The following is a 26,251-nucleotide window of genomic DNA, read 5'->3' as shown; positions in this document are numbered from 1 at the left end:
TTCTGCTGGTGCGTACCGCTGCGGACGACGCCCTCGGGCACTGCGCGGGGAGGCGTCAGCGGGTGGGAGGGGGCGGCTGCTGTGCGGTCACGCGGGAAGGACGGTCGTCCGGCTGATGGAGCGGAAGCGCTCACAGGTCACATGGATCGACAGAGCATGGCGGCGACGCGACACAGGTCTACTGCCCGTCGCTTCGTGAGGTCCGCCTGCTGATGCTTCATAGCGATGGATCGTAGGGACGAATCGGCCGCCCTGTCACCGGCGTGTCATATTCCGAGACAGGATCGTCCGAATACTGGGATGCGCATGCCCCCGGGCGGCCTCCGCACGCCTCCGGGGGCCTTCGTACGGCCCGTCCTTCTGCGGATCGGACCGTACCGTCTCACGATCCGGCCAGCACCACGTTCGAGCCGCTCAGCGTGAGGTGCACGCCGGCCTCGTCCGAGGTCAGCGCGGTCAGCCGGAGCCCGGCCGGCAGGCTGCCGTCGAGCCGCTGGTCGAAGTCGGTCTTCTTGCGGACCGCGCTCTCGATCCCGGGGAGGCCCCCACCCGGCACCTCGTCGGCCCGGACCCGGACCACCTTGCCGCCGCCCGGGGCGTCCACGAGCGTGACGGTCGACACCACGCTGGGGGACAGCCTCTTGCCGAGGACCTCCACGGCCGCCGTGACCTTCACCTTGCCCGGCGCCCCGCCGTAGGTGAGCGTCACGCCGTTCTGCGAGGCCTCGGTCAGGTCCCGGTACGTGACGAGGGCCGTGCCCTCGGCCCGCGCGGCGGTGCCCCCGCTGTAGTCGCCGTTGAGCTTCACGCTGCGGAAGCTCGCGTCGAGCTGCGAGATCCGCGTCTTGCGGCCGTCCGACACGGCCTCGACGCCCTTCAGCTTCACGTCGACCCGGTCGAGGTCGTGGCTGAGCGCCTGGGTCAGGAACGGGAACCCGTGGATGTCCACCTCAGCGGTCCCCGCGAGCCCCTGACGGGCCTGGATGCGGTCGGCCAGCCGGTTCTCGGCATAGCCGACCGCCCAGCGGTCGGCGCCCGCGAACAGGGCGCCCAGCACCACTCCGATGATCACAACGACACGCAGGAACCGCACGTGCCCCACCCCCTGTAGATCGGTACGTGCGTTCTAGTGGACCATGGTCGGCCGTACGGAGGCCGTCAGCTGCACTGTGACGCCCGCCGCCATCCGGCGCCGGCCGGCCCCGCGTCAGCCGACCACCCGCCCGATCAGGTAGACGGCGGGAGCCGCGGCCGCCAGCGGCAGCGCGACACCGGCCGTCATGTGGACGAACTTGGACGGGTAGTCGTACGCGGCCACCCGCAGCCCGATCAGCGCACACACCCCGGCGGCCAGGCCGACCAGCGCCCCGCCCACCCCGACGGAGGTCAGTCCGCCGACCGCGATGCCGGCTCCGGTGGCCGCGGCCAGCGAGACGCCGACGGAGGCCGGCGTCGGCAGCGGCAGCGCGCGGGTGAACACGGCGACCCCGACGGCCGCCGCGCCGACGCTGACGGCGGCGGAGTCCGCCGCCAGGTAGCCGGCGCAGACGATGGCGAGCGCGGCGGAGGCCACGGAGGCCATCAGCCCGTACAACCGCTCGTCGGGATCGGCGTGGCTGCGCAGCTGGAGGACCAGCGTGAGCAGCACCCAGGCGCCGAGGGTGCCGATGATCGCGCCGGGGCCGTACGTGTCGTCCACGGCGAGCACCGCGCCGTCGGCGACGAGCGCCCCGAGGAAGGCGAGGGCGATGCCCTGGCGGGCGGGCCACATGCCGTTGAGCCGGAACCAGCCGGCCGCGGTGAGCCCCTGGAGGGCGACCAGCGGGACGAGCAGCGCGAAGTCCCCGAGGGCGGCGGCCCCGGCCAGCAGCAGCCCGAGGGCGGCGGTCAGCACGGCCGGCTGCGGACCCGGGTCGATGATCGGCGACCGGCCCTCGGCACGGGCCTGGGCGGGGTCGACGGCGCGCAGGGTGTTGCCGGCGAGGGTGGGCGGCGAGTACGCGGTCGCCTCGCCCGGGGCCCCGGAGCCGACGGGGGCCGCGGGGGCCGCGGCCTGCTGCGCCGGAGCGGCCGCGGCCATGGCGGCCGGCCCCTCGGGGCCCGGGTACGGCGGCAGGAAGGCCGTCTGCTCGGCGGCGGCGTCCGCTGGGGCGGCGGCCTGGGGCGGGAGGTAGGCCGTCTGCTCCGCGGCGGAGCCCTCGGTCCAGGGCGCGGCGGAGCCACCGCTCTGCGGCCAGCCGGCCCCGGGGACCTGGGCGGGGGCAGCGGCGGCGGGCGCCTCGTCGCGGAACCAGCCCTCGGGAGCGACCGGCTGCGGCCCGGCCGCGGCCGGACCCGGGTACGGCGGCAGGTACGCGGTCTCCGCCGCAGCGGCGACCGGCTGCGGCCCGGCCGCGGCCGGGCCGGGGTACGGCGGCAGGTACGCGGTCTCCGCCGCAGCGGCGGGTGCGGGGATGCCGGCGGCCTGGGACCAGGCCTGGGCCTCGTCCCGGAACCAGCCGTCGGGGGCGACCGGCTGCGACTGCTGCAGCGGATCGGCTGCGGCCGGACCCGGGTAGGGCGGCAGGTACGCGGTCTGCTCGGCGGCGGCGCCGGATCCGTCCGGCCACGGCGCGGGCAGGCCGCCCTCCTGGGACCAGCCCCGGGGGTCGGGCTGGGCCTGGGGCTGGGCCTGGGGAGCCGGGGCCTCGTCCCGGAACCAGCCCTCGGGCGCCACGGGCTGGCCGGGCAGCACGCCCGGCGACGGCTGGACCGGCTGGACCTCGGGGGCCGGCTGGTAGCCGGTGTCCCAGGTGTCCGACTGCCAGGTCTGGGTCCCGTACGGGTCTTGGTGCTGCTGCTGTTGCTGGTGGTGCTGCTGCTGTTGCTGTTGCTGTTGCTGTTGTTCCTCGGGAGTGCTCATCGGTTTCCGCTCACCCGCCCGCGAACGGCGGGAGCACCTCGACGGTGCCCCCCTCGGTCAGCGGAACGGCATCGTGCGGGCGCTTGCCCACGGGCTCGTCGTTCACGAGGAAGGAGCAGCGCTGCAGGACCCGGGTCAGTTCCCCGGGGTGGCGTTCCCGCACGGCGTCGAGCGCCTCGGCCAGTGTCTGCGCCGAGTACGGCTCCTCCGCCGTCTTGGCCGCGGCCTTGGCCGCCGCCCAGTAGCGGATGGTTCCGGTTGCCACTGCTGCTCCCATCGTCGGCTCTCTACCGTCGGCCTCCATGATGAACCCTCCCGCCCGCCGATCCGGCGCGCCTCCGCGCGCCCGGCGTGCGCTCAGCGTGCGCCCGGCGTGCGCCCGGTAGGCCTGCTGTAGGCCCATCGATCCGGTGAAACCGGGGCATAGCCCACCCAGTTGCCGCCGGGAGGTGTGCCCAGGGCGTAAGGGTGGCAGGAACCACAGAAGCGCAGAGGTCGAAGCCTCTGCCACGCACCGACGGGTGGGCTATTCTGCTGGCGAGAGGATCCGGGCAACGTTGCCCCCGGGTCCTTTTGTGCTTTCGACACGTTGAACGGACCGAGAACAGTGGTGTCCGTCCGGGCCTCAGGGCGCGGGGACCGGCAGGCCGCCACACAGCGCACCACGCACCACGTACGAAGCAGTACCGCGAAAGTCCTCGACGGGACCGAGGAGGAACCGACGTGATGGACCAGCGAACCGTGCAAAACCGCTCGACCGGGGCAGGTGGTCGGGCATGAGCTCTCTCCTGCTGCTGACCAATGCCCTGCAGCCGTCCACCGAGGTGCTGCCCGCCCTCGGCCTGCTGCTGCACAACGTCCGGGTGGCCCCCGCCGAGGGCCCCGCGCTCGTGGACACCCCCGGCGCGGACGTCATCCTCGTCGACGGCCGCCGCGATCTCCCGCAGGTGCGCTCTCTGTGCCAGCTGCTCCGCTCCACCGGCCCCGGCTGTCCGCTGATCCTCGTCGTCACGGAGGGCGGCCTCGCGGCCGTCACCGCCGACTGGGGCATCGACGACGTCCTCCTCGACACCGCGGGCCCGGCCGAGGTCGAGGCGCGGCTGCGGCTGGCCACCGGCCGCCAGCAGCTGGGCTCCGACGACTCCCCGATGGAGATCCGCAACGGCGACCTGTCGGTCGACGAGGCGACGTACTCGGCGAAGCTGAAGGGCCGGGTCCTCGACCTCACCTTCAAGGAGTTCGAGCTCCTCAAGTACCTCGCGCAACACCCGGGCCGGGTCTTCACCCGGGCCCAGCTGCTCCAGGAGGTCTGGGGGTACGACTACTTCGGCGGCACCCGGACGGTGGACGTCCACGTACGGCGGCTGCGCGCGAAGCTCGGCCCCGAACACGAGTCGCTGATCGGCACGGTCCGCAACGTCGGCTACCGCTTCGTCACGCCGGAGAAGGTCGAGCGGGCGGCTGCGGAGGCGGCGGCGCAGGCGGCCGCCAAGGCCGCTTCGCAGGCTTCGGCCCAGGCTTCGGCGGCCGTCCCCCGTATGGAGGAACCTCCTGTGATCGTGCAGTCGGCAGGACGGCCTGCCCAGAGGTAGGTCACCCCGCGTAGACTCCCGAGCGTGGCCAAGGTGACGCGGGATGACGTGGCGCGACTTGCGGGTACTTCTACCGCCGTCGTGAGCTACGTGATCAACAACGGACCCAGGCCGGTCGCCCCGGCCACGCGCGAGCGTGTACTCGCCGCGATCAAGGAGCTGGGCTACCGCCCGGACCGGGTCGCGCAGGCGATGGCGTCGCGGCGCACCGACCTCATAGGCATGATCGTCCCGGATGCGCGCCAGCCCTTCTTCGCGGAGATGGCGCACGCGGTCGAGCAGGCAGCCGCCGAGCGCGGAAAGATGGTCCTGGTCGGGAACTCCGACTACCGGGACGAGCGCGAGGTGCACTACCTGCGGGCCTTCCTCGGGATGCGGGTCTCGGGGCTGATCCTGGTCAGCCAGGGCATGAGCGAGCGCGCCGCCTCGGAGATCGAGGCCTGGGACGCCCGTGTGGTCCTGCTGCACGAGCGGCCGGAGGCCATAGACGACGTCGCGGTCGTCACGGACGACATCGGCGGCGCGCAGCTCGCCACCCGCCACCTGCTGGAACACGGGCACGAGTACGTCGCCTGCATCGGCGGGGTGGAGAACACCCCGTCGGTCGGCGACCCGGTCGCCGACCACGTCGAGGGCTGGCGCCGGGCCATGCAGGAGTCCGGCCGTTCGGTGGAGGGCCGGCTCTTCGAGGCCCCCTACAACCGCTACGACGCGTACCGCGTGGCGCTGGAGGTGCTGTCGGGGCCGGACCGGCCTCCGGCCATCTTCTGCGCCACGGACGACCAGGCGATCGGCGTGCTGCGGGCGGCGCGGGAGCTCCGCATCGACGTGCCGGGGGAGCTGGCGGTGGCCGGCTTCGACGACGTCAAGGAGGCGGCCCTGACGGACCCGCCGCTGACGACGATCGCCTCGGACCGCCCGGCGATGGCGCGCGCGGCCGTGGACCTCGTCCTGGACGACGCCCTCCGGGTGGCCGGCTCGCGCCGGGAGCGCCTGAAGCAGTTCCCGTCGGCCCTGGTGGTCCGCCGCTCCTGCGGCTGCCACTGACCCCTCCTTCACGCGTCCCTCGCACCGCTCGGCGCCAGGGGCGCCTCCCTGGCTTCGGGCCGCTGCGCCGGACTCCGTCCGCCGGAGCCTGGCCGGGGGCCGTGTACCCGCCGCGTCAGGCTCCGCAGGGGGCCGCTGCGCGGGGCCGTCCCCCACCGCCCTTCTCCCGTTCACCGGGCTCCGCCCGGACCCGCGCCTCGAACGCCGGCAGGGCCGGGAGGGCGGGTTTATATCCGGCATACGCGGTTCTGTCGGGCTTCTCAGCCGGGACTCAGGAAGCTCTCATGATCCGCGGACACAGTCGTAGTCATGACCGAGAGCTTCCGCCGCGAAGGCGGGTACCCGCAGGAGCACGGCCCGACCCAGAGCGCGCCCCTCGGCGGGACCTACCCGCCGCCGCCCGCCTACCCGCCCCCGGCGGCGCCCGGCTGGCACGAGGCGCACCAGCCCCCGGTGTTCAGCGGCGAGACCCTGCCCCCGGCACCCCCCGCGCCCCCGGAGGGCCCCGCGCACGCGGCCCGCGCCAAGCGGCCCGTCGCGCTGCTCGCCGCCGTGGCGCTGGCCGCCGCCGTCGTCGGGGGTGGCACCGCCGCCGCCGTGCAGCAGCTGCTCGGCGACCAGGCCCGCAGCGGCGGCATCACCGGCACCAACGTCTCGCAGTCCAGCAGCGGCACCGTCTCCGGAGTGGCCGAGCAGGTCAGCCCCTCCGTCGTCCGGATCGACACCCGCACCGGGTCCGGCCAGGGCACCGGCTCCGGCATCGTGGTCACCGCCGACGGCGAGATCGTCACCAACAACCACGTCGTCGACGGCGCCACCGAGATCCAGGTGACGATGAGCGACGGCAAGAAGTACCCGGCCAAAACCGCCGGCACCGACCCCGGCAAGGACCTCGCCCTCATCAAGCTCCAGGGCGCGAGCAACCTCAAGCCGGCCAAGCTCGGCAACTCCGAGAACCTCAGGGTCGGCGACCAGGTCGTCGCCATCGGCTCCCCCGACCGCCTCACCGGCACGGTCACCAGCGGCATCGTCTCGGCCCTGAACCGCGAGGTCAACGTGCCCAAGTCCGAGCAGCAGGCGCCGCAGCGGCAGCGGGGCAACGGCGGCTGGCCGTTCTCGTACGACGGTCAGCAGTTCAACGGGAACACCGGATCGGACACCACCTCGTACAAGGCCATCCAGACGGACGCGTCCCTCAACCCGGGCAACTCCGGCGGCGCCCTGGTCAACATGAACGGCGAGATCGTGGGCATGCCCTCCGCGATCTACTCCCCCTCCAGCGACAGCTCCACCGCCGGCAGCGTCGGCCTCGGCTTCGCCATCCCGGTGAACACGATCAAGGCCGACCTCGCCTCCCTCCGCAAGGGCGGGACCGGCACCGGAAACGGCGGCAGCAGCGGCAGCAGCGGCGCCGCCGACGGCTTCGGGACCTCGTACTAGGCGTCCCGTGCGAGCCTGGTACGACCGACCACGACCCCTGGGGGACCGAAGATGAATCCGGCCGAAGGCGACCCGCACCGCATCCTCGTCGTCGACGACGAGCCGGCCGTGCGGGAGGCCGTGCGCCGCAGCCTCGCCTTCGAGGGGTACGACGTGCAGACCGCCGTCGACGGGCTCGACGCCCTCGACAAGGCGGCCTCGTACGCCCCCGGCCTGATCGTCCTCGACATCCAGATGCCCCGTATGGACGGCCTGACGGCGGCCCGCCGGCTGCGCGCCGCCGGCAGCACCACCCCGATCCTGATGCTCACCGCCCGCGACACCGTCGGCGACCGCGTCACCGGTCTCGACGCGGGCGCCGACGACTACCTCGTCAAGCCCTTCGAGCTCGACGAGCTCTTCGCCCGCGTCCGCGCCCTGCTGCGCCGCAGCGCGTACGCGGCCCCGCGGCAGGGCGGCGGGGGCGCCGGCGCCGCCGACAACACGGACACGCTGGCCTTCGCCGACCTGCGCATGGACCTCGCCTCCCGCGAGGTCACCCGGTCCGGGCGCGCGGTGGAGCTGACCCGCACCGAGTTCACGCTGCTCGAGATGTTCCTGGCGCACCCGCGCCAGGTGCTGACCCGCGAGCAGATCCTCAAGACCGTCTGGGGTTTCGACTTCGAGCCCAGTTCCAACTCCCTGGACGTGTACGTCATGTACCTGCGCCGCAAGACCGAGGCCGGGGGCGAGCCCCGCCTGGTCCACACCGTGCGCGGGGTGGGGTACGTCCTGCGCGTCGCCGGGGCCGGCGACTCCGGAGGTCCCGAGTGAGCCCGGCCGCCAGATTCCGTGCCCTGCCCCTGCGCTCGCGGCTCGCGCTGCTGGTCACGGTCGCGGTGGCGGTCGCCGTCGCGGGCGTCGCCGTCGTCAGCTGGTTCATGGTCCGTACGCAGCTGAAGGGCCAGCTGGACAGCTCGCTGCGCTCCACCAACGCGAGCGCGCAGGCCAACCAGACGCTGCCCCAGCTCGGCTGCCGGGAGCAGGTGCCCGGCGCCATCGTGAACAACCTGAGCGCGCAGGTGCAGATCGTCCTGCCCACCGGCGGCCGCTGCTGGGTGGACGGCAAGAACACCCTCCCGGTGACCGGGTACGACCTCGAGGTCGCCCGGGGCGAGCGCGGCCCGGTGCTGTACGACGGCCACACCACGGACGGCACGCCCGTACGGGTCTACACCCAGCCGGTGAACGTCACCGGCCCGGTGGGCGGCAGCGTCGCCATCTCGGTCGCCAAGCCGCTCGCCGACATCGACAAGCCGCTGTCCACCCTCGCCTGGGTGCTGCTCTTCGTCTGCGGGGTCGGTGTCGTCGGCGCGGGTGCGGCCGGCCTGTGGGTGGCCCGTACGGGGCTGCGGCCGGTCGACGAACTCACGGGCGCCGTCGAGCACATCGCCCGCACCGAGGACCTCACCGTGCAGATCCCGCACGACGGCGACGACGAGATCGCCCGCCTGTCGCGGTCCTTCAACTCCATGACCGCGGCCCTCGCCTCCTCCCAGGAGCGGCAGGCCCAGCTGATCGCGGACGCCGGGCACGAGCTGCGCACGCCGCTGACCTCGCTGCGGACCAACATCGAGCTGCTGGCGCGCAGCGAGGAGACCGGCCGGGCCATCCCGCCTGAGGACCGCAAGGAGCTGCTGGCCTCGGTCAAGGCGCAGATGACGGAGCTGGCCGCGCTGATCGGTGACCTCCAGGAGCTGTCCCGCCCGGACGCGGCCCCGCCCGCCAGGCTGGAGGTGGTGGCGTTGCACGAGATCGCGCAGAGCGCACTGTCCCGGGCCCGGCTGCGCGGCCCCGAGCTGGACTTCGCGTCCGATCTGGAGCCCTGGTACGTGCGGGGCGAGGCGGCGGCGCTGGAGCGGGCGGTGGTCAACGTCCTGGACAACGCGGTGAAGTTCAGCCCGCCGGGCGGCTCGGTGGAGGTCTCGCTGCGGGCGGGCGAGCTGACCGTACGCGACCACGGCCCCGGGGTCCCGGCCGACGATCTCCCGCACGTGTTCGAGCGGTTCTGGCGGTCCCCGTCGGCCCGGGCCCTGCCGGGCAGCGGGCTCGGCCTGTCGATCGTGGCCCGTACGGCGCAGCGCGCGGGCGGCACCGCCGAGCTGCGGGCCCCGGCGGACGGTGGCCCGGGCACGGAGGCCCTCCTGCGCATCCCGGGCGCCCCGGCCCCGCCGCCGGCCGGCCGGCCTGATCCGGCCGAGGCGGGCCGGCCGTCAGTTGTGCCGGATCAGTGAGGCGACCAGGCCCGGCCGGGTGCCCGGGAAGTCCATCGGGACGATCCCGAGCCCGGTCCGGCCGGCCAGTTCCGACCCGTCGACGAAGGCCTGCACCTGCGGGTTCAGCCGGTCGGAGTTCCAGCGCGGCGGCATGTACGCCGAGGTGCTGGTGTAGTTCATGAAGAGCTTTCCGGGCTGCTGGACGGCCCGGCGGAACTGGTTCTCGATCTTGCCTCGCTTGGCGAACGGCTCGGCCATGTAGTCGTCCTGGATGTCGAAGACGTTGCCGTCGCCGTACCGCAGGCCGGGCAGGCCGCCGTTGTCGGCGAGCAGGACCACCTTGCCGCGGGCCTGGCCGAGGGCGGGGAGGGTGTCGGCGATCCGGAACAGCGGGCGCCAGCCCCGGTGGTCGAGGTAGTCGTCGAAGACGGCGCGGAACGTGGCGTCGCTCTCCTCGGAGTACTCCTGCTTGAGCCGCATCAGCACGGTCTCGCAGGGGTGCGCGGCGAGGAAGTTCGCGCAGGCGACGAGGACGTCACCGAACATCAGGTCCTGGTAGAAGGCCGCGTGGTGGATGGCGAAGGAGCCGCCGGTGACCCGGCAGCGGACGTCGAGGAAGCGAATGCCCGAGTCGAGCTGCTGGGCGATCGAGGTGTTCTGGCAGGCGACGTAGAGGCCGCCCTTGGTGGCGCCGGAGTCGTGCGTGCCGGGGATGGTCATGCGCTGGAGGGCCGTGGAGTCGCCGAGTCCGGCCATCCAGTCCTGTGTGCCGAGGGTGGCGCGGGCGGTGAGCGTACGGGCGGAGGCCGGGGCCGCCGCTCCGAGTCCCACGGCCGCGCCCGCGCCCGCCGCCATCGCCCCGACCAGAAATGCCCGACGATCCAATGCCATGCCCGCCCCTTTGCCGACCCGGTGATGGGAACGGAGTATGGCGTGCGGGACCCGCCTTTACTACCTGTCGGTAAGGGTCAGCTTTCGAGCAACTCGGCCATGGCGCGCAGCCCTTGGGCGAGCTCGCGCCCGGTCGGCGCCAGCTCGGGGTCGGTCAGCGCCTGCACCATCACCCCGCTCAGCAGGGCGATGTGGAACGACCCGAGGGCCCGTACGTCCTCCTCGGCGACCTCGTCCACGGGGACCCCGCGCAGTTGCGCGGCCACCATGCGCCGGGACCGGCGCTGGCCCTCGGCGAGGGTCGCGAGCAGCTCGGGCGAGGCCTGCGCGTGGACGAAGGCCTCGACGGAGGCGATCCAGAGCCAGCGCATGTCGCCGAAGTCCCGGATCTTGCGGTCCCACATGTCGGCGTACCGCTCCTCGGTGGTGTCGCCCTGGCCGGCGAGCCGGCCGGCCCCGGCGGACCACTCGTCCATGGCGGCGAAGAGGGCGAGGTTGAGCAGGGCCTCGCGGGAGCCGAAGTGGTATCCGATCGCGGCCATGCTCACCTTCGACGCCGAGGCGATGTCGCGCACCGTCGTGCGCAGGTACCCCTTCTCCTCCAGGCAGCTGCGCGCTCCGGCCAGCAGGTCCTCGCGATTTCCCATGCCGGGATCGTAGCCGTGCACCTGCTTGGGCAACCGCCCAAGACGTACGTATTGCGCGCTTGCCCAAATCCTGGCAGGCTCGGATCCGTCACCGCAGGACAACACAGGGGAGAGCAAGACCATGCGCCACACACTGACCGTCGACGACCGCACGCTGTCGTACCTGGACTTCGGCGGGCCCGGCCGCCCCCTGCTCGCGCTGCACGGGGGCATGTCCGAAGGCTTCGCATTCGCCGGCCTCGCCGAGGCCCTCGGCGGCGCATGGCGGGTCATCGCCCCCGACCAGCGCGGCCACGGCGAGTCCGACCGGGCCGCCGACTACAGCCGCGCCGGTTACGTCTCCGACGCCGTCGCACTGCTCGACCACCTCGGCCTGGACGCCCCCGTGGCCCTCCTCGGCTACTCCCTCGGCGGCCTCAACGCCGTCCACCTGGCCGCCGCCCACCCCCACCGGATCTCGGCGCTCATCAACGCGGAAGCCGCCTTGGAGATCAACCCCGCGGGCGGCGAGTGGATGGACTTCCTCCGGGCCATGCAGTACACCGCGCCCACCCGGGAGGAACTCCTCGCCGCGGCCGGACCGGTGGGCTCCCAGTTCGTCGCCCAGGCGCTGCGCCCGCTGCCCGACGGAGGCTGGCGGCTGCCGTTCCACCCGCAGGACATGCTCGACTCCGTCGAGGCGTGCCGCGGCGACCACTGGGCCGCCTGGCTCGGCAGCGAGTGCCCGGCGCTGCTGATCCACGGCACCCGCAGCACGTCGCTCCCGCAGGAGCAGGCCGACGCGATGGTCTCCCGGCGGCCCGGGACCTCGTACACGCCCCTGGACGGCGACCACTTCCTGCCGTTCACCGGCCCGGAGGCCTTCCACGAGGCCGTCGGGAAGTTCCTCGCCACCCTCTGACCCTCTGACCCTCCGGTACGGGGGTACGGGGGACGGGGGACGGGGGAACGCCGAAGGGGCGGCGGGCCGGAAGGCCCGCCGCCCCTTCGGGCGTGCTACGCAGGTGCTACTTGACGACCGTGATGCGGTCCGCCACCGGCGGGGCGATCGGGGCCGCCGCCGTCGACTTGCCCAGGTAGGTGTTGAAGGCCTCCAGGTCGGGCACGCCGACCAGCTTGTTCTTGTGCTCCTTCAGGACGGTGAAGCCGTCACCGCCACCCGCGAGGAACTCGTTCATCGCGACCCGGTAGGTCTTGGCGGGGTCGATCGCCGCGCCGTTCAGCTTCACCGAGTCCACGACGATGCGGTCCGCGCCCGTCTTCGTCATGTCCAGGGTGTAGGTGAAGCCCTTCGAGACCTGCAGGATCTTCGGGTCCGGGCCGTTGACCGTGCCGCTGACCTGCTGCTGGAGCGCGGTGATCAGCTGCGCGCCGGTCAGGTCCACGATGTTCATCAGGTTGTTGAACGGCTGGACCGTGTAGGACTCGCCGTACGTCACGACGCCGTCGCCCTCGGCGCCCGCGGCCTTGTAGGCCAGGTCGGCACGGATGCCGCCCGGGTTCATGATGGCCAGCTGCGCGCCGCCCTTGTCGGCCGGGGAGGTGGCCGCCAGCTGCGCGTCGGCGATCAGGTCGCCGAGCGGCTTCTCGGGCGCCTCGGAGCCGCGGCCCGCGATGTCCGCCGAGATGTAGCCCATCGGACGGCTCGCGACCGGGGCCGCCAGCGCGTTCCAGCGGGTGATCAGCTCGGTCATGTCCGGGGCCTTGGGCTGGTCCCGGGTGACGACCTTGTTGACCGGCTTCGGCGCGGAGGCCGCGGTGCGGACGATGTCCTTGGTCCGCCGGTCGTACGTCAGCGTGGTGTCCGTGAACAGGCGGCCGTAGGAGGCGGCCGAGGTCACCATGCGCGGGTTGCCCGCAGGGTCGGGGATGTTGCACGCGTACGCCTGGTGCGTGTGGCCCGTGACCAGCGCGTCGACCTTCGGGTCCAGGTTCTTCGCGATGTCCACGATGGCGCCCGAGATGCCGGCGCCGGCGCCCGGGGTGTTGCAGTCGTAGTTGTACGCGCCGCTGGCGGGCAGGCCGCCCTCGTGGATCAGCGCCACGATCGACTTCACGCCCTGCTTGTCCAGCTCCGCGGCGTACTTGTTGATCGTCTCGACCTCGTCGCCGAACTTGAGGCCCTTGACCCCGTCGGCGGTCACGACGTCCGGAGTGCCCTCCAGGGTGACGCCGATGAAACCGATCTTCACGTCCCCCTTCTTCCAGATGAAGGTGGGCGACAACAGCGGACGCTTGGTCTTCTCGTCGGTGACGTTCGCGGCGAGGTACTTGAACTCGGAGCCCGTGAACTCCTTGCCGTACTCGAAGCAGCCGTCGACCGGGTGGCAGCCGCCGTACGCCATGCGGCGCAGCTCGGTCTTGCCCTCGTCGAACTCGTGGTTGCCGACGCTGGTGACGTCAAGCTTCAGCTTGTTCAGCGCCTCGACGGTGGGCTCGTCGTGGAAGAGACCGGACAGCATCGGGCTGCCGCCGATCATGTCGCCGGCGGCGGCCGTGACGGAGTACTCATGACCCTTGCGGGCCTCGCGCAGGCTGGTCGCCAGGTACTCGACGCCACCGGCGGGTATCGCCTTGGTGGTGCCGTCCGCCTGACGTTCGGTCACGTTGCCGGAGGAGCCCTGCGGCGGCTCCAGCGTGCCGTGGAAGTCGTTGAACGACAGCATCTGCACATCGACGGTGCGGCTCTTGCCGGCACCGCCACCACTCGCGGCACCGGCCGGCAGTGCGGCAGCGACCATCGCTCCGGCCCCGGCCGTGACGGCGAGGGCGGCGAAGGTCAACCGGCGGGCTCGGCGGTGCCGTTGTGGCGTCGCTGACATTTAGTCCCCTTTTGGACAGCGGTAAAACATGGGAGGTCAGGCGCAGCCTATGGTCAACGCGCGTAGCACGACAGGGGGTACCGGGTATCGAGCTGGTTACGTGCAGAAGACGGATCGCCGCCGGTCCCCCGCACGCACACCGCCGCAGGCGCCTTCCGCGGTCGTAGGCTCGACGTATGACTGACGACGCAGCAGCGGCCCTGGAGCCGGGACGCCAGATTGAGACCCTCGACGAGCTGACGGAGGAACAGGCCCGGGCCGTACTCGCCCTCATCGAGGACGCGGCGCGCACGGACGGCACCACCGCCGTGTCCGAACAGGGCCGCCTCCAGCTGTGCGGCGGGCGCCGCGAGGGGATCCGGCACTTCCTGCTCACCGAGCGGGGCCGCCTCGCCGGGTACGGGCAACTGGAGGACACCGACCCGGTGGAGGCCCCCGCCGCCGAACTCGTCGTCCACCCCGCCCTGCGCGGACGCGGGCACGGGCGGGCGCTGGGCTCGGCCCTGCTGGCCGCCTCCGGCAAGCGGATCCGGGTGTGGGCGCACGGCGGCAAGTCCGCCGCCCGCCACCTCGCGCAGGTCCTCGGCCTGACCCTGTTCCGCGAGCTGCGCCAGCTGCGCCGCCCGCTCGGCCCGGAGGCGCCCCCGCTGCCCGAGGCGGTGCTGCCGGCCGGGGTGACCGTACGGACCTTCGTGCCCGGCCAGGACGACGCGGCCTGGCTCGCGGTGAACTCGGCCGCCTTCGCCCACCACCCCGAACAGGGCGCGCTGACCCAGCGGGACCTGAACGACCGCATCGGACAGCCCTGGTTCGACCCCAAGGGCTTCTTCCTCGCCGAGCGGGAGGGGGAGCTCATCGGCTTCCACTGGACGAAGGTCCACGCCGAGGAGCGGCTCGGGGAGGTCTACGTGCTCGGCGTCCGCCCCGGCGCCCAGGGCGGCGGCCTCGGCAAGGCCCTCACCGCGATCGGCCTGCACCACCTCGCCGGGGCGGGCCTGCCCACGGCGATGCTGTACGTGGACGCCGACAATCCGGCGGCTCTCGCCGTCTACGAGGGCCTCGGCTTCAGCACCCACGAGGTCGACCTGATGTACCGCACGGAGAGCTAGGGCGTGTCCGGCTCGCGGGCGCCGGTGCCCGGCCCGGGTACCGGCGCCCGGCCCCGACACGGCGCCCGGCCCGGCACCGCCCCGCAATGCACCGGCACCGCCCCGCGGGGTTCGGCACCGCCCCGCGGGGCGCTGGCGCACGCGGGGGACGCGCGGGTGCATTCCGGGCGCGGAAAAGACGTGATCGTGCACCCCCCGGAGCCTGGAAGCCATACGCCATTCACCGGACCGTAAGACGCGCTTGCGACTCTCCCCGCATGCAGCCCCGACTCCGACTGACGGCGAACCCTTCCGACGCGCCTGTCCTGCCGCGTGCGCGGAACAATGGAGTCATGAGCCACCAGCCCAGCGCAGGCCCCACCGAGGTCCCCGCCCAGCACCCGTCTCACACGTCCGCCGCCGCCTCCCCCGGCCCGGCGCCCAAGCCTGCGCGGATCAGCTCCATAGCCGCGCATCGCCCGCATTCCGGCCTCGCGCCCGATCTCGACGCCGACCTGGACGCCTACGACGACAAGGACGGCGGCGAGCTCCCCCCGGGGCGGTTCCTCGACCGCGAGCGCAGCTGGCTGGCCTTCAACGAGCGGGTCCTGGAGCTGGCCGAAGACCCCGCGACCCCGCTCCTGGAGCGCGCCAACTTCCTGGCGATCTTCGCGAGCAACCTCGACGAGTTCTTCATGGTCCGCGTCGCCGGCCTCAAGCGCCGCATTGCGACCGGCGTCGCCACCCGTTCGGCCTCCGGCCTGCAGCCCCGTGAGGTGCTCGACCTCATCTGGACGCGCTCGCGCGAGCTCATGGCCCGGCACGCCGCCTGCTTCCAGCAGGACATCTCCCCGCAGCTCGCCGAAGAGGGCATCCACCTCATCCGCTGGCCGGACCTCACCGAGAAGGAGCAGGCCCGCCTCTTCACGCTGTTCCGCAACCAGATCTTCCCGGTGCTCACCCCGCTGGCCGTGGACCCCGCGCACCCGTTCCCTTACATCTCCGGCCTGTCCTTGAACCTGGCCGTCGTCGTGCGCAACCCCGTCAGCGGCCACCGCCACTTCGCCCGCGTCAAGGTCCCGCCGCTGCTCTCCCGTTTCCTGGAGGCCTCCCCGCAGCGCTACGTCCCACTCGAGGACGTCATCGCCGCGCACCTGGAGGAGCTCTTCCCCGGCATGGAGGTGCTCGCGCACCACATGTTCCGGGTGACCCGCAACGAGGACCTCGAGGTCGAGGAGGACGACGCCGAGAACCTGCTCCAGGCCCTGGAGAAGGAGCTCATGCGGCGCCGCTTCGGCCCGCCGGTGCGGCTCGAGGTCGAGGAGTCCATCGACCCCGGCATCCTGGACCTCCTCGTGCAGGAGCTGAACGTCACCGCCGCCGAGGTCTACCCGCTGCCCGGCCCGCTGGACCTGACCGGCCTCTTCGGCATCGCCTCCCTGGACCGGCCCGAGCTGAAGTACCCCAAGTTCGTCGCCGGCACCCACCGCGACCTCGCCGAGGTCGAGTCCGCGTCCGCGCCCGACATCTTCGCCGCGCTGCGCGAGCGGGACGTGCTGCTGCACCACCCGTACGACTCCTTCTCCACCTCGGTGCAGGCCTTCCTGGAGCAGGCAGCCGGCGACCCGGACGTCCTCGCGATCAAGCAGACGCTGTACCGGACCTCCGGCGACTCCCCGATCGTGGACGCCCTGATCGACGCCGCCGAATCCGGCAAGCAGGTCCTCGTACTGGTCGAGATCAAGGCCCGCTTCGACGAGCAGGCCAACATCAAGTGGGCCCGCAAGCTGGAGGAGTCCGGCTGCCACGTCGTCTACGGCCTGGTGGGCCTCAAGACCCACTGCAAGCTGTCGCTCGTCGTCCGCCAGGAGGGCGACACGCTGCGCCGCTACTCCCACGTCGGCACCGGCAACTACCACCCCAAGACGGCCCGCCTGTACGAGGACCTCGGCCTGCTCACCGCCGACTCGCAGGTCGGCGCGGACCTCTCCGACCTCTTCAACCGGCTGTCCGGCTACTCGCGCCGCGAGACCTACCGCCGGCTGATCGTCGCCCCGCGCTCGCTGCGCGACGGCCTGATCGCGCGGATCGACAAGGAGGCCGCCCACCACCGGGCCGGCCGCCCCGCCTACGTGCGCCTCAAGATGAACTCGATCGTCGACGAGGCCCTCATAGACTCGCTCTACCGGGCCTCCCAGGCGGGAGTGCCCGTCGACATCTGGGTCCGCGGCATCTGCGCCGTGCGCCCCGGGGTCCCCGCGCTCTCGGAGAACATCCGGGTCCGCTCGATCCTCGGCCGCTTCCTGGAACACTCCCGGGTCTTCGCCTTCGGCAACGGCGGCGAGCCCGAGGTGTGGATCGGCAGCGCCGACATGATGCACCGCAACCTCGACCGCCGCATCGAGGCACTGGTCAGGGTCGCCGACCCGGCCCACCGCGCGGCACTGGACCGGATGCTGGAGACCGGGATGTCCGACTCCACCTCCTCCTGGCACCTGGGCCCGGACGGCGAATGGACCCGGCACAGCACGGACCACGAAGGCCAGCCGCTGCGGCACGTTCAGGAGATGCTCATAGACGCCCGGAGGCGCCGGCGTGGCTCTGCCAAACCATGACCTGACAGCGCGTGGAGAGGGCTCCGCGGGTGACGTGCTCGGCACGTACCTGCGGGCCCAGGCCACCGCCTTCCTGCGCGGGCTCCGCCTCCACGAGGAGTGGGGGTCCCCCCGGACGGAGTCTGGGGGAGGGGCCGACGCCGCGGAGGGCAGCGATGCGGCGCGCAGCCTGCGGGGGGCTGCGCGCCGGATCAGCGGGTCCCTGACCACCTTCCGGGTGGTGACCGAGTCCTCCTGGGCCGACGGGCTGCGCACCGAGCTGGTGTGGCTGTCCTCGACCCTGGCGGACGAGCACGCGTACGCCGCCCGGCTGACCCGGCTGCTGGACGCGCTGCACCGGCTGTCGGGCTCGCCGGAGGTGCCCGCGCCCCGGGGCGCGGCGGGCGCGCTGACGGTGGGCTCGGCGCGGGCGGCCGCCCTGCTGGAGCGGCAGCTGACCCTGGCCCGGACCCGCGCCCACTCGGCGACCCTCCAGGCACTGGGCTCGTCCCGGTTCCACGCGGTCGCGGACGCGGTGGCCGTCCTGGCCTCCGAGGTTCCGCTGGACGCGATCGCGGCCCGGGGGCGGGTGGACGAGGTCCTGATCCCGCTGGCGGAGGTGGCCCGGACCCGGCTGGCGGCGGCCGTCTCGGCGCTGCCGCATGCCGCCGAGGCCCACCCGTACAACCCCGATCACGACGGCTCCTGGCACGAGGTGCGCCGGCTGCTGCGGGTGCACCGCTACGCCCGGGAGGCCCTGGGTGAGGACGTGGCCCGGCTGGCGGCGGCCGGCGATGCCCTGGACCGCCACCGCGACGCCGCCGAGGCCGCGGCCGCCTCGGCGACGGCGGCCCGCACCCCGCGGATCGCCCCGGCGACCGCGTACGCGCTGGGGGTGCTGCACGCCGACCAGCGGCACGAGGTGGAGGCGGCCCGGTTCACCTTCCAAGACCTGTGGCAGCCCGTGGCGGCCACCGCTCCCTGACCGAAAAGATTCGGCCAACCCGGATCGGCACCCGGATCGGGTACCGGCCCACCGGGGGTCACATAACGGTAACGACAGGACAACGGCGGATGACACTCCGGAGCAAACCCGACCATCCACACCGGGCCGTCCGCCACGGTTCACCGTCCGTTCACTTGGCCCGGTCGGCCGCTTCACCTGTTCTGCCTAATTTCAGTGGTGCACGGAGCGCGTCGCCCACCAGACCGAGCGGCACACCTTGCACCTGACGTAGTCCTCTTCGCACGCCGCCCCGATGAAGAAAGCGGCCGGCGGCTTCTGGAAGGAACACCCGAAAGTGAAGCTTCAGCGCAAGAACCGGCTTCGTGCCTCCGCCCTCGGGGCCCTCGTCGTGTCCGGCGCCCTGGTCCTCACGGCGTGCGGCTCGGACGACAACACCAAGGACAACGGCGCCAGCGGCAAGCCGTCGGCCGCCGCGCAGGGCGACATCAAGTGCGACGCCGCCAAGGGCAAGCTCCTGGCCTCCGGCTCCTCCGCGCAGAAGAACGCGGTCGACCTCTGGGTGAAGGCCTACATGGCCGCCTGCCCCGGCGTCGAGGTGAACTACAAGTCCTCCTCCTCCGGTGAGGGCATCGTCGCCTTCAACCAGGGCACCGTCGGCTTCGCGGGCTCGGACTCCGCGCTGAAGCCCGAGGCCGTGGAGGAGTCGAAGAAGGTCTGCACCGGCGGCCAGGGCATCGACCTGCCGATGGTCGGCGGCCCGATCGCCCTCGGCTTCAACGTCGCCGGCGTGGACAAGCTGAACCTCGACGCCACCACGGTCGCCAACATCTTCAACGACAAGATCAAGAAGTGGGACGACGAGGCGATCAAGAAGCTGAACCCCGGCGTCACGCTTCCCTCCACCGCCATCCAGCACTTCCACCGCTCTGAGGACTCGGGCACCACCGAGAACCTCGGCAAGTACCTCAAGGCCGCCGCTCCCGAGGCCTGGACGTACGAAGCCGCGAAGAAGTGGCCGGCCCCGGGCGGCCTCGGTGCCACCGGTTCCGCGGGTGTCGCCACCCAGGTCAAGCAGGTGGACGGCTCCATCGGTTACTTCGAGCTCTCCTTCGCCAGCGCCCAGGGCATCAAGACGGTCGACCTGAACACGGGCGCCTCCGCCCCGGTCAAGGCCTCCTCCGAGAGCGCCTCCAAGGCCATCGCCGCCGCCAAGATCGCCGGCACCGGCTCCGACCTGGCGCTGAAGCTCGACTACACCACCAAGGCCGAGGGTGCCTACCCGATCGTCCTGGTGACGTACGAGGTCGTCTGCGACAAGGGCAACAAGGCCGAGACGCTCCCGACCGTGAAGTCCTTCCTGAACTACACCGCCTCGGACGCGGGCCAGAAGGTCCTCTCCGAGAACGGCTACGCGTCGATCCCGGCCGAGATCAACGCCAAGGTCCGCGAAGTCATCAACTCGCTGTCCTGACCACTGAGCCTCGGGGCCGGGCCGATCCCGTCCGATCGGCCCGGCTCCCAGGACCCTCCCCTCCACCCAGGGGATCCGGTGCACCGCCGCCAGGGGGCCTGCCCCCATCCAGACCGGAAAGATCATGGCTTCCACCACACCCACCCAGATAGACACGGCTCCGCCCGTCTCCAAGAGCGCAAGGTCCACCGGCCGTGCCGGTGACAAGATCTTCGCGGGGCTCTCCAAGGGCTCCGGCGTCCTGCTCCTGGTGATCATGGCGTCGATCGCCGTCTTCCTCACCTACCGCGCCTCGATCGCGCTGTCGAAGAACGAAGGCAACTTCCTCACCACCTTCGACTGGAACGCGTCGGCCAACCCGCCCGTCTTCGGCATCGCCGTCCTGCTCTTCGGCACCGTCGTCAGCTCGATCATCGCGATGGCCATCGCGGTTCCGATCGCCGTCGGCATCGCCCTCTTCATCTCGCACTACGCGCCGCGCAAGCTGGCCGCCCCCCTCGCGTACGTGGTCGACCTGCTGGCCGCCGTGCCGTCGATCATCTACGGCATCTGGGGCGCGCTCTTCCTCGTCCCGCAGCTGGCCGGCCTCAACCTCTGGCTCGACGAGTACCTGGGCTGGACCTACGTCTTCGACAAGTCCCAGGTCGGCGTCGCCCGCTCGCTCTTCACCGTCGGCATCCTGCTCGCGATCATGATCCTGCCGATCGTGACCAGCGTCAGCCGCGAGGTCTTCCTCCAGGTCCCGCGCATGAACGAGGAGGCCGCACTGGCCCTCGGCGCGACCCGCTGGGAGGTCATCCGCATGTCGGTGCTGCCCTTCGGCCGCTCCGGCGTCATCTCCGCCTCCATGCTCGGCCTCGGCCGCGCGCTCGGCGAGACCATGGCCGTCGCCACCGTCCTCTCCCCGAGCTTCCTGATCTCCGGGCACATCCTGGACCCGGGTGGCGGCACGTTCGCGCAGAACATCGCCGCGAAGTTCGACGAGGCCAACGAGTTCGGCCGCGACGCCCTGATCGCCTCCGGTCTCGTGCTCTTCCTGCTCACCCTGCTGGTCAACGGCGCCGCCCGGCTGATCATCGCCCGTCGCAAGGACTTCTCGGGGGCGAACGCCTGATGAGCCACGCACTCCAGGACCCGCGGCCCGCCCGCAAGTCCGCCGCCCCCGCCGGCCTGACCCGCGGCGGCCTGCCCCGCTGGGCCCCGGCCGCCATCGCGGTCCTCTCGATCGCGCTCGGCTGCGGCATCGGCGCCGTCGCCGGCCTCCACAGCAAGATCCAGTGGGGCCTGATCGCCTCCCTCCTGTTCATCGCCGTCACGTACACCGCCAGCGCGGTCGTCGAGAACCGCCGTCAGGCCAAGGACCGTGTCGCGACCTCCCTCGTGTGGGTCAGCTTCGTCCTCGCGGTCATCCCGCTGCTCTCGCTGATCTGGACCACCGTCAGCCGCGGCCTGAAGGCCCTCAACGCCGACTTCCTCAGCCACTCGATGAACGGCGTCACCAGCTTCGAGGAGGGCGGCGGCGTCTACCACGCGCTGCTCGGCACCATCGAGCAGGTCGCCCTGGCCGCCGCGATCGCCGCGCCGATCGGTCTGCTGACCGCCGTCTACCTGGTCGAGTACGGCCGGGGCCCGCTCGCCAAGGCCGTGACCTTCTTCGTCGACGTCATGACCGGCATTCCCTCCATCGTCGCGGGCCTGTTCATCCTGACGACCTGGAACCTGATGCTCGGCTTCGGCCCGTCCGGTTTCGCCGGCTCGATGGCCCTGTCGATCCTGATGATGCCCGTCGTGGTCCGCTCCACCGAGGAGATGCTCAAGCTCGTCCCGAACGAGCTGCGCGAGGCCGCCCTCGCCCTCGGTGTGCCGAAGTGGCGCGTGATCCTCAAGGTCGTGCTCCCCACCGCCATCGGCGGCATCGCCACCGGCCTCATGCTGGCCGTCGCCCGCATCGCCGGTGAGACCGCCCCGATCATGCTGCTGGTCTTCGGCACCCAGCTGATCAACAGCAACCCCTTCGAAGGTGCCCAGTCCTCGCTCCCGCTGTACATCTGGGAGCAGTACAAGGTCGGCAGTGACGCCTCCTACGACCGGGCATGGGCCGCGGCGCTCGTCCTGATCGCCTTCGTCATGATCCTCAATCTGGTGGCCCGCGGCATCGCCCGCTGGAAGGCCCCGAAGACCGGTCGCTGACGCGACCACATGAAAGCGAAGTGACCCCTCATGGCGAAGCGAATCGACGTCAGCGGACTGTCCGCCTTCTACGGCGCCCACAAGGCCATCGATGACATCTCGATGACCGTGGAGCCGCGCTCCGTGACCGCCTTCATCGGCCCGTCCGGCTGCGGCAAGTCCACCTTCCTGCGCACCCTGAACCGCATGCACGAGGTCACCCCCGGCGGCCGCGTCGAGGGCAAGGTGCTCCTGGACGACGAGAACCTGTACGGCGCCGGCGTGGACCCGGTCGCGGTCCGCCGCACGGTCGGCATGGTCTTCCAGCGCCCGAACCCCTTCCCCACCATGTCGATCTTCGACAACGTGGCGGCGGGCCTGCGCCTGAACGGCAGCTACAAGAAGTCCGAGCTCACGGACATCGTGGAGCGGTCCCTCCAGGGCGCCAACCTGTGGAACGAGGTCAAGGACCGTCTGAACAAGCCGGGCTCCGGCCTCTCCGGCGGCCAGCAGCAGCGCCTGTGCATCGCCCGCGCCATCGCGGTCGAGCCGCAGGTCCTGCTGATGGACGAGCCCTGCTCGGCCCTGGACCCGATCTCCACCCTCGCCATCGAGGACCTGATCGGCGAGCTCAAGGAGCGCTTCACGATCGTCATCGTGACGCACAACATGCAGCAGGCCGCCCGCGTCTCCGACCGCACCGCGTTCTTCAACCTCGCGGCGGTCGGCCAGCCCGGCAAGCTCGTCGAGATCGACGACACGGACCGGATCTTCTCGAACCCGTCCGTCCAGGCGACCGAGGACTACATCTCGGGCCGCTTCGGCTGAGCCGAAGCCTCGACGGGACATCATGCGGCTCCGCCGCGTGGTCCAAAGCGTCCTGCGGTGCTGCATGGCGGTGCCACCGCAAGGCGAAAGGGCCGGCTCCCCCTGGGTGGGGGGAGCCGGCCCGCTTTCGTTCTCCGGCCGATCCGGCCGGTGTACGTCTAGCCGACGAAGGCCAGGTCGACGATCCAGTAGCTGAGTGCGGCGACCAGGGCGGCGGCCGGCATGGTGATGAACCAGCCCAGGACGATGTTCTTGGCGACACCCCAGCGGACCGCGTTGACCCGCTTCGTGGCGCCCACACCCATGATCGCCGAGGTGATCACGTGGGTGGTGGAGATCGGCGCGTGGAACAGGAACGCCGAGCCGAACATGATCGAGGCGCCGGTGGTCTCGGCCGCGAAGCCCTGCGGCGGGTCCAACTCGATGATCTTGCGGCCGAGGGTGCGCATGATGCGCCAGCCGCCCGCGTACGTACCGAGCGACAGCATCACGGCGCACACGATCTTGACCCAGACCGGGATCGCGGCGCCCGCGGGCTGCACATCGGCGATGGTCAGGGCCATCACCACGACGCCCATCGTCTTCTGAGCGTCCTGCAGACCGTGACCGAGGGCCATGCCGGCCGCGGACACCGTCTGCGCGATACGGAAGCCGTGCTTGGCCTTGTGCGGGTTGGCCCGGCGGAACATCCACAGGATGGCGACCATCACCAGGTAGCCGACGACCAGGCCGACGACCGGCGAGACGAACATCGGGATGACGACCTTGTCGATCACTCCCGACCAGATGACCTGGGTGCCGCCGGCCAGCGCCGCGCCCACCATGCCGCCGAACAGCGCGTGCGAGGAGGACGAGGGAAGCCCGAAGTACCAGGTGATCAGGTTCCATACGATCGCGCCGACCAGCGCCGCGAAGAGGATCCACATGCCCTGGTTGCCCTGGGGCGTCTCGATCAGGCCCTCACTGACCGTCTTGGCGACCCCGCTGCCCAGGAAGGCGCCGGCGAGGTTCATCACCGCGGCCATCGCGAGGGCGGCGCGCGGAGTCAGCGCGCGGGTCGAGACCGAGGTCGCGATCGCGTTCGCCGAGTCGTGGAAACCGTTGGTGTACGTGAAACCGAGCGCGACACCGATGGTCACGATCAGAGCGAAGGTGTCCACGAGGTTCAGGACTCCTTGACCGCGATGGTCTCCACCGTGTTCGCGACGTGCTCGAACGCGTCGGCCGCCTCTTCGAGCACGTCGACGATCTGCTTGAGCTTCAGCACCTCGATGGCGTCGTACTTGCCGTTGAAGAGGTGCGCGAGCAGCTTGCGGTGGATCTGGTCGGCCTGGTTCTCGAGCCGGTTGACCTCGATCCAGTACTCGGTCAGGTTGTCCATCGTCCGCAGGTGCGGCATGGCCTCGGCGGTCAGCTCGGCCGCCCGCGCCAGCACCTCGATCTGCTGCTCGACACCCTTGGGGAGCTCCTCCACCTGGTACAGGACGACCAGGTCGACGGCCTCCTCCATGAAGTCCATGATGTCGTCGAGCGACGAGGCCAGGTTGTAGATGTCCTCGCGGTCGAACGGCGTGATGAAGGAGGAGTTCAGCTGGTGGAAGATCGCGTGAGTGGCGTCGTCCCCCGCGTGTTCGGCCGCCCGCATCCGTTCCGCGATCTCGGCTCGGGCGGAGGAGTCCGCTCCGAGCAATTCCATCAGGAGCTTGGAGCCCGTGACGATGTTGTCCGCGGATGCGGCGAACATGTCGTAGAAGCTCGTCTCCCTGGGGGTCAGACGAAATCGCACGTGAGGTCCTCGGGGTGCATTGGATTCGGTCAGGCTGATGCTAGGCGCATCCCCCGGCCAGGGCTAACCGGCGGTTCCGGGCGGTTCCCCAGTGTCCTCCATCAGGCAGAGTGAGGGCCACGGGCCCCTGCTCATTCGGCCAGGGCCCGGTAACCTATACCCATGAGGGGTATGTACCCCTCAGGTCCGGACCACGGGAGGACGCATGACTGCCATCGAGGCGGAAGGCTCCGGAGCCGACGCCGCCACCGGTACCGGCGCGGCCACCGCCGCCGGCGCGGTGCACGGCTACCACCACCAGAAGGACGAGCACCTCAAGCGGCTGCGCCGGATCGAGGGTCAGATCCGGGGTCTGCAGCGGCTCGTCGACGAGGACGTCTACTGCATCGACATACTCACCCAGGTCTCGGCGAGCACGAAGGCCCTCCAGTCCTTCGCACTCCAGCTGCTCGAGGAGCACCTGCGGCACTGCGTCGCCGACGCGGCCGTCAAGGGCGGGGACGAGATCGACGCCAAGGTCGAGGAAGCGACGAAGGCGATCGCGCGCCTGCTGCGCACCTGAGCGCAGCGGTCCCCGGTATCGGTCCCCGGTACGGATGCGGCTACAGCCCGAGACCCATCAGGACCTCGTCGATCCGGTCCTGGCTGAGCCGCTCCTCGTCCGCCGCGGAGGCCGCGATGATCAGCTCGCCGCACAGCTCGATCTCGGCGAGCGCCACGTGGTCCTGCACCGTCGTACCGCTTGCGGGAGTCACGCGTGTCACCTCAATCTGCCGTCATCGGCCATCGGTCGTCGGCGCTCGGCTTCTCAGCGTAGGGAGGGCGGGGCGGTGTGCGCATGACACGGATGGACCATTTCCGGATACCGGGCCGTGGCCCGATCGCGCCGCCCCGGGACCGTCCGGGCGGCTACTCGGCGATCTTCCCGGCGTAAATGTCCCCGCTTGCGGGCAATACGACGGTCACCGGCGTCCCGAACCCGTAGAGCAGCGTGGTGGAGGAGACATCGATCACGCCATTGTTGACGTAGGTGAAACGGTGCCGGACCTTCCGCAGCCGGCCCTCCTCGTCGAGATAGACGTCGAACGGGACCGTGTCCTTGCCGAACCCTTTCGCCGCCGCCTCCAACGCCCCCCGGACCGCCGGTGAGGCGCTCTTCGCGGCCTGCCCGATGTCGGTGGTCCCGCGGTAGTGCCGCACCTTCGTGCCCGCCACCTCGGTCTCGCCCACGTACGTCGCCTCCTGTACGCCGCGCAGCAGCTCGGCCGCGGCCAGCGGGTCGGTGGCCCCGCCCGTGACCAGGTTCCCGTCCGCGAGGGTCGAGGTGTCGACCCGGACCCACTTGTCGGCGGGCACCCCCGCGCCCCGGTTCTTCATGTAGAGGGCGCCGGGGACGAGCAGCTCGGTGATCGGCCGGTGCTCGTCCTTGCCGGCCGCGTCGGCCGGGAGCATCACCAGGAGCTGGCCCATCCGGTTCTTGAAGTCGACCCCGCCCTCGCCGCGGATCGTGACCCGGGTCCCGCCGGTGGCCATCTCCATCGCCGTACGGGCCTGTGCGCTGCCGGTCTTCGCCAGTAGGTCGGCGACTCCCCGGATGATCGCGGCCGGGTCCGCGGGGGGCCGGTCGTCGTCCTTGGCCGCGCCTGCGCACCCGCTCATCGCGGCCACGGCCACGGCCATGCCGAAGGCGAGCACCGCCCCACCCGCACGCCCGCGCCGCCGCCTGTGCTGGTGCACCACCATCGCCTGCCA

General features: G+C 71.7%; 25 protein-coding genes and 2 pseudogenes. 15 read left to right on the top strand and 12 right to left on the bottom strand.

What is annotated here, in order from left to right; genetic code table 11:
- Positions 1 to 137 precede the first annotated feature (137 nt).
- The 4 genes from AB0I68_RS24290 to AB0I68_RS24275 all read right to left on the bottom strand — a co-directional run bounded on the left by AB0I68_RS24290 (position 138) and on the right by AB0I68_RS24275 (position 3,167).
- Positions 138 to 221, bottom strand: a complete 84-nt coding sequence (locus AB0I68_RS24290) for a putative leader peptide (protein WP_350206375.1) — start codon at positions 219 to 221, stop codon at positions 138 to 140.
- A gap of 161 nt (positions 222 to 382) precedes the next feature.
- Complete coding sequence (locus AB0I68_RS24285; RefSeq protein ID WP_363179447.1) at positions 383 to 1,093, bottom strand: DUF2993 domain-containing protein; 711 nt, start codon at positions 1,091 to 1,093, stop codon at positions 383 to 385.
- A 114-nt stretch (positions 1,094 to 1,207) separates the two neighbouring features.
- Positions 1,208 to 2,902, bottom strand: coding sequence for a hypothetical protein (locus AB0I68_RS24280; RefSeq protein ID WP_363179446.1), 1,695 nt, complete (start codon positions 2,900 to 2,902; stop codon positions 1,208 to 1,210).
- Positions 2,903 to 2,912: 10 nt separating this feature from the next.
- On the bottom strand, positions 2,913 to 3,167 hold the full coding sequence (locus tag AB0I68_RS24275; protein ID WP_054222580.1) for a MoaD/ThiS family protein: 255 nt from the start codon (positions 3,165 to 3,167) through the stop codon (positions 2,913 to 2,915).
- A gap of 511 nt (positions 3,168 to 3,678) precedes the next feature.
- On the opposite strand from AB0I68_RS24275, the gene AB0I68_RS24270 reads away from it, so the two are divergent.
- The 5 genes from AB0I68_RS24270 (at position 3,679) to AB0I68_RS24250 (ending at position 9,254) form a co-directional block, all read left to right on the top strand.
- Positions 3,679 to 4,494 (top strand): response regulator transcription factor, encoded by an 816-nt coding sequence (locus AB0I68_RS24270; RefSeq protein ID WP_363179445.1) that lies wholly within the window; start codon positions 3,679 to 3,681, stop codon positions 4,492 to 4,494.
- Between the two features lie 24 nt (positions 4,495 to 4,518).
- Positions 4,519 to 5,541, top strand: coding sequence for a LacI family DNA-binding transcriptional regulator (locus tag AB0I68_RS24265; RefSeq protein WP_363179444.1), 1,023 nt, complete (start codon positions 4,519 to 4,521; stop codon positions 5,539 to 5,541).
- A gap of 309 nt (positions 5,542 to 5,850) precedes the next feature.
- Complete coding sequence (locus AB0I68_RS24260) at positions 5,851 to 6,981, top strand: trypsin-like peptidase domain-containing protein (RefSeq protein ID WP_363179443.1); 1,131 nt, start codon at positions 5,851 to 5,853, stop codon at positions 6,979 to 6,981.
- A gap of 51 nt (positions 6,982 to 7,032) precedes the next feature.
- Positions 7,033 to 7,794, top strand: a complete 762-nt coding sequence (locus AB0I68_RS24255; RefSeq protein ID WP_363179442.1) for a response regulator transcription factor — start codon at positions 7,033 to 7,035, stop codon at positions 7,792 to 7,794.
- Positions 7,791 to 9,254, top strand: coding sequence for a HAMP domain-containing sensor histidine kinase (locus AB0I68_RS24250; RefSeq protein WP_363179441.1), 1,464 nt, complete (start codon positions 7,791 to 7,793; stop codon positions 9,252 to 9,254). Before AB0I68_RS24255 ends, AB0I68_RS24250 begins: the two co-directional genes overlap by 4 nt.
- Here AB0I68_RS24250 and AB0I68_RS24245 read toward each other — a convergent pair.
- Both AB0I68_RS24245 and AB0I68_RS24240 read right to left on the bottom strand, forming a co-directional pair.
- A complete protein-coding gene (locus AB0I68_RS24245) occupies positions 9,234 to 10,127 on the bottom strand; it encodes a phosphatidylinositol-specific phospholipase C (RefSeq protein ID WP_363179440.1) in 894 nt (297 codons plus the stop codon). The genes AB0I68_RS24250 and AB0I68_RS24245 overlap by 21 nt on opposite strands.
- Positions 10,128 to 10,204: 77 nt before the next feature.
- Positions 10,205 to 10,774, bottom strand: a complete 570-nt coding sequence (locus AB0I68_RS24240) for a TetR/AcrR family transcriptional regulator (protein ID WP_363179439.1) — start codon at positions 10,772 to 10,774, stop codon at positions 10,205 to 10,207.
- Between the two features lie 121 nt (positions 10,775 to 10,895).
- Here AB0I68_RS24240 and AB0I68_RS24235 point away from each other — a divergent pair, with 121 nt between their 5' ends.
- Positions 10,896 to 11,675: an alpha/beta hydrolase gene (locus AB0I68_RS24235; protein WP_363179438.1), complete on the top strand. Its 780-nt coding sequence runs from the start codon at positions 10,896 to 10,898 to the stop codon at positions 11,673 to 11,675.
- Positions 11,676 to 11,781: 106 nt separating this feature from the next.
- Here AB0I68_RS24235 and AB0I68_RS24230 read toward each other — a convergent pair whose 3' ends face one another.
- Complete coding sequence (locus AB0I68_RS24230; protein ID WP_363179536.1) at positions 11,782 to 12,411, bottom strand: 5'-nucleotidase; 630 nt, start codon at positions 12,409 to 12,411, stop codon at positions 11,782 to 11,784.
- A 122-nt stretch (positions 12,412 to 12,533) separates the two neighbouring features.
- Between AB0I68_RS24230 and AB0I68_RS24225 the strand changes: the two are divergent.
- Positions 12,534 to 12,584, top strand: a pseudogene (locus AB0I68_RS24225) (hypothetical protein); the annotation flags it as partial.
- 88 nt (positions 12,585 to 12,672) lie between these two features.
- On the opposite strand, the pseudogene AB0I68_RS24220 reads toward AB0I68_RS24225, so the two are convergent.
- Positions 12,673 to 13,440 (bottom strand): annotated as a pseudogene (locus AB0I68_RS24220) (bifunctional metallophosphatase/5'-nucleotidase); the annotation flags it as partial.
- 332 nt (positions 13,441 to 13,772) lie between these two features.
- On the opposite strand from AB0I68_RS24220, the gene mshD reads away from it, so the two are divergent.
- The 7 genes from mshD to pstB all read left to right on the top strand — a co-directional run bounded on the left by mshD (position 13,773) and on the right by pstB (position 22,713).
- Positions 13,773 to 14,705, top strand: coding sequence for a mycothiol synthase (mshD, locus tag AB0I68_RS24215; protein ID WP_363179437.1), 933 nt, complete (start codon positions 13,773 to 13,775; stop codon positions 14,703 to 14,705).
- A gap of 332 nt (positions 14,706 to 15,037) precedes the next feature.
- Positions 15,038 to 17,299 (top strand): RNA degradosome polyphosphate kinase, encoded by a 2,262-nt coding sequence (locus tag AB0I68_RS24210; protein WP_363179436.1) that lies wholly within the window; start codon positions 15,038 to 15,040, stop codon positions 17,297 to 17,299.
- The gene (locus tag AB0I68_RS24205; RefSeq protein ID WP_363179435.1) at positions 17,280 to 18,263 is read left to right on the top strand and encodes a CHAD domain-containing protein; all 984 of its coding nucleotides are present in this window, start codon (positions 17,280 to 17,282) and stop codon (positions 18,261 to 18,263) included. The genes AB0I68_RS24210 and AB0I68_RS24205 overlap by 20 nt, the downstream gene beginning before the upstream one ends.
- A 316-nt stretch (positions 18,264 to 18,579) precedes the next feature.
- Complete coding sequence (pstS, locus tag AB0I68_RS24200) at positions 18,580 to 19,716, top strand: phosphate ABC transporter substrate-binding protein PstS (protein ID WP_363179434.1); 1,137 nt, start codon at positions 18,580 to 18,582, stop codon at positions 19,714 to 19,716.
- Between the two features lie 124 nt (positions 19,717 to 19,840).
- Positions 19,841 to 20,830: a phosphate ABC transporter permease subunit PstC gene (gene pstC / locus AB0I68_RS24195; protein ID WP_363179433.1), complete on the top strand. Its 990-nt coding sequence runs from the start codon at positions 19,841 to 19,843 to the stop codon at positions 20,828 to 20,830.
- Positions 20,830 to 21,906 (top strand): phosphate ABC transporter permease PstA, encoded by a 1,077-nt coding sequence (gene pstA, locus AB0I68_RS24190; RefSeq protein WP_363179432.1) that lies wholly within the window; start codon positions 20,830 to 20,832, stop codon positions 21,904 to 21,906. Before pstC ends, pstA begins: the two co-directional genes overlap by 1 nt.
- A 30-nt stretch (positions 21,907 to 21,936) precedes the next feature.
- Positions 21,937 to 22,713 carry a phosphate ABC transporter ATP-binding protein PstB gene (gene pstB, locus AB0I68_RS24185; RefSeq protein WP_363179431.1) on the top strand — a complete coding sequence of 259 codons (777 nt, stop codon included), beginning with the start codon at positions 21,937 to 21,939 and terminating at the stop codon, positions 22,711 to 22,713.
- 158 nt (positions 22,714 to 22,871) lie between these two features.
- Here the strand turns inward: pstB and AB0I68_RS24180 are convergent, their stop codons facing one another.
- On the bottom strand, positions 22,872 to 23,873 hold the full coding sequence (locus AB0I68_RS24180; RefSeq protein ID WP_363179430.1) for an inorganic phosphate transporter: 1,002 nt from the start codon (positions 23,871 to 23,873) through the stop codon (positions 22,872 to 22,874).
- Between the two features lie 5 nt (positions 23,874 to 23,878).
- Positions 23,879 to 24,499 (bottom strand): DUF47 family protein, encoded by a 621-nt coding sequence (locus tag AB0I68_RS24175; protein WP_352215315.1) that lies wholly within the window; start codon positions 24,497 to 24,499, stop codon positions 23,879 to 23,881.
- A 205-nt stretch (positions 24,500 to 24,704) separates the two neighbouring features.
- On the opposite strand from AB0I68_RS24175, the gene AB0I68_RS24170 reads away from it, so the two are divergent.
- Positions 24,705 to 25,061 (top strand): metal-sensitive transcriptional regulator, encoded by a 357-nt coding sequence (locus AB0I68_RS24170; protein WP_363179429.1) that lies wholly within the window; start codon positions 24,705 to 24,707, stop codon positions 25,059 to 25,061.
- 40 nt (positions 25,062 to 25,101) lie between these two features.
- Here the strand turns inward: AB0I68_RS24170 and AB0I68_RS24165 are convergent, their stop codons facing one another.
- Positions 25,102 to 25,254: a hypothetical protein gene (locus AB0I68_RS24165; RefSeq protein WP_363179428.1), complete on the bottom strand. Its 153-nt coding sequence runs from the start codon at positions 25,252 to 25,254 to the stop codon at positions 25,102 to 25,104.
- 154 nt (positions 25,255 to 25,408) lie between these two features.
- A complete protein-coding gene (locus tag AB0I68_RS24160; RefSeq protein ID WP_363179427.1) occupies positions 25,409 to 26,242 on the bottom strand; it encodes a hypothetical protein in 834 nt (277 codons plus the stop codon).
- Positions 26,243 to 26,251 lie beyond the last annotated feature (9 nt).

The organism is Streptomyces sp. NPDC050448 (assembly GCF_040655295.1).
Lineage (GTDB): Bacteria > Actinomycetota > Actinomycetes > Streptomycetales > Streptomycetaceae > Streptomyces.
Note: the sequence above shows the minus strand (reverse complement) of the source record. Positions and strands in the feature narration are given on the sequence as shown.